The organism is Candidatus Erwinia dacicola, assembly GCF_001756855.1.
In the GTDB taxonomy this organism is placed as follows: Bacteria; Pseudomonadota; Gammaproteobacteria; order Enterobacterales; family Enterobacteriaceae; genus Erwinia; species Erwinia dacicola.
Genome location: NZ_MAYS01000071.1, coordinates 1 through 2,645, shown reverse-complemented (window position 1 = coordinate 2,645; position 2,645 = coordinate 1). Strand labels below are relative to the sequence as shown.

Sequence of the window (2,645 nt, the reverse complement as noted above, 5' to 3'; positions counted from 1 at the left end):
AACCCATAACAGGAAAGATTTTAATGAAACTAAAAACAATAAAAACAGATGGTTATAGTAATCATTAACACTTAGTTATGTTAAAATAGGCTTTGTTGAATAATAGCTAATCATGCTGTTTTCATATAACGGTTTTGGACGAAGATTTAGGAGGTCGCAGCATAATCTCCTTTTATTCAACAAAGCCGTTTAAATAACTAAAAAACCGCTTCGGTTGACAGCCGTCATATAGCAAAATAAGATAATTCTTACACCACGGAAGATAATATAACTAAGAAAGTGACATATGCCTTTTATAAGCAAAAAAAAGCCAGAATTAGAGAAAAAGCTAAAATGTAAAGCTGAAAAATACAAAGGACGGGTGGAACTAAATGATGCGATTCAATGTCATTATGAGCTTTTACTTAAGCTGTATTTAACTAATCCGCTTTACTTCAAAACGCTATTCAAAGCTAATCGATTTATTGTCGGATCGGCGATTCTCGGCATCTACTACATCCGTAAAAGCAGTACCTTTAAAGATGTAAAACGCTTTTGTATCAGTAACGATCTTTTCAGCAGTAACTCGCTGGATTCATTCCTGCTTTTTCTGCGGGTTGGTGGAAGACTGGAGGTTTATCGCGACAGTGAAGATAAGCGCAAACTGAATTATAAGCCGACGCCGAAAGCGCTGGCAGAAACGCAGCGTATGATCAACACCATGATTATCCCTTGCACGATGCTGACCGACTCTCTTGACATTGAATTTTATCAGCAGCACAAGAATTTTGTGCCTGAATTTTTCCGCACCTACGCGGAGATCACGCTTAATCGTATGTTTATCCACGATATAGTGCCGGGCAGCGCTGAGTTTCTCAGCCGAGACGGCGGTCACATGATTATGTTCAACCTCTATCTGGAAACCATTAAGCAGCAGAGCCTGACCATAAAGTTCAATATTCTGAAATCAGCATTCTGCTGCGGGGTTTCCCGCTCCCATATTCGCCGCTGCCTGCAGGCGGCTGAAGATATTGGCATGCTGAAGATCGAGGATGGGGCAAATGGCCTGACGCTATCAACGGCATTTATTGAGATGGTGCAGGATTACTTCTCTATTTATCTGGCCACAGTGGAGCACGGCCTAGCGGGAATGCGCTAAAATAAAAAACCCCGGTCTGTTTAGACCGGGGTTCTGAATCTCATGGTGGAAGCGTAGAGATTCGAACTCTAGAACAGTTTCCCGTTGCCGGTTTTCAAGACCGGTGCCTTCAGCCACTCGGCCACGCTTCCACAACGGGACGCACTATAAACCTCCCCGTAGAGTTTGTAAAGTGGCTTTTGTTTCAATACGCGTGAAAAAACATCAATCGACCGCTATTTGTTGAGATTATCGCTAGGCTGCTCATAGAATCAGCGTGTTAGCTCGTAGCGCGTAAAGAAGGGTAAAAGGCCTTTCTCCGCTGCGCTGTGCTCCTTTATTATTGCTATGTTAGCTATTTTTTAGTGACCCAGAAGAGGTGTTTTATGGATCGCATAGTATCAAACACAGGTGAAAGCTCGCTGCTGAGCACGCATAAAGTTCTGCGCAATACCTATTTCCTGCTCGGCCTGACGCTGGCATTTTCCGCGCTTACCGCCACGCTGAGCACCGTATATGCCTTACCGGCACCGGGACTTATCCTGATGCTGATCGGTTTTTATGGCCTGATGTTCCTGACCTACCGTCTGGCTAACTGCCCGGCCGGTATTCTGGCGGCGTTTGCCTTCACTGGCTTCCTCGGTTATAGCCTTGGCCCGATTCTGAACAGCTTCCTGTCTGCCGGCATGGGCGATGTGATCGGCTTGGCGCTGGGCGGCACCGCGCTGGTGTTCTTCTGCTGTTCCGCCTATCTGCTGACCACGCGTAAGGATATGTCATTCCTCTCCGGCATGATGATGGCCGGCTTTGTGGTGCTGCTGGTGGCCGTTGTCGCTAATATCTTCCTCAACATCCCTGCCCTGCACTTGGCGATCAGCGTGCTGTTTATCCTGTTCTCTGCCGGCGCAATTCTGTGGGAAACCAGCAACATCATTCACGGCGGCGAAACCAACTATATCCGCGCCACCGTTAGCCTGTACGTGTCTCTGTATAATATCTTTGTCAGCCTGCTGAGCCTTCTCGGCATGTCGCGTAATAACTAAGCCATGACCGCCATGATCGGTTGGCATCAAGCCCCGCAGCGCGGGGCTTTTTTTGCCGCTAAAAGTTTGCTAAACTGGGCGCTGGTTAAGCATGGCGGGGCAAGAAAGAGTGCAGTTTGACGGTAAAGAGATTGAGCGCGATTCGCAGGGCTATCTGAAATCAGTTGCAGACTGGAATGAGGCGCTGGCGCTGGCGCTGGCGGCAGAAGAGTCCATCGAACTGAGCGAGGCCCACTGGGAAGTGGTGCGCATCGTGCGGGCATTTTATCTGGAGTTTAATACCTCCCCGGCGGTGCGCATGCTGGTCAAAGCGATGGCGCAGAAGTACGGCGAGGAGAAAGGCAACAGCGGTTACCTCTTCTGCCTGTTCCCGAAAGGTCCGGCAAAACAGGCGACCAAAATTGCCGGTCTGCCTAAACTGACCAAGTGTCTTTAAACACTATGAGGTGCTGAAACCCTGCGGAAGTCGAGTGGATTTTCACCCG

At 48.1% G+C, this 2,645-nt stretch carries 3 protein-coding genes and 1 tRNA gene; 3 read left to right on the top strand and 1 reads right to left on the bottom strand.

The window, feature by feature from the left end:
• Positions 1 to 286 precede the first annotated feature (286 nt).
• Positions 287 to 1,138, top strand: a complete 852-nt coding sequence (locus BBW68_RS01955) for a hypothetical protein (RefSeq protein ID WP_083264744.1) — start codon at positions 287 to 289, stop codon at positions 1,136 to 1,138.
• Positions 1,139 to 1,181: 43 nt separating this feature from the next.
• On the opposite strand, the gene BBW68_RS01950 is transcribed toward BBW68_RS01955, so the two are convergent.
• Positions 1,182 to 1,269, bottom strand: a tRNA-Ser gene (locus BBW68_RS01950).
• Positions 1,270 to 1,503: 234 nt separating this feature from the next.
• On the opposite strand from BBW68_RS01950, the gene yccA reads away from it, so the two are divergent.
• Both yccA and BBW68_RS01940 read left to right on the top strand, forming a co-directional pair.
• Positions 1,504 to 2,160, top strand: a complete 657-nt coding sequence (gene yccA / locus BBW68_RS01945; protein WP_070133781.1) for an FtsH protease modulator YccA — start codon at positions 1,504 to 1,506, stop codon at positions 2,158 to 2,160.
• 91 nt (positions 2,161 to 2,251) lie between these two features.
• Positions 2,252 to 2,596: a TusE/DsrC/DsvC family sulfur relay protein gene (locus BBW68_RS01940; protein ID WP_209280447.1), complete on the top strand. Its 345-nt coding sequence runs from the start codon at positions 2,252 to 2,254 to the stop codon at positions 2,594 to 2,596.
• Positions 2,597 to 2,645: the final 49 nt, after the last annotated feature.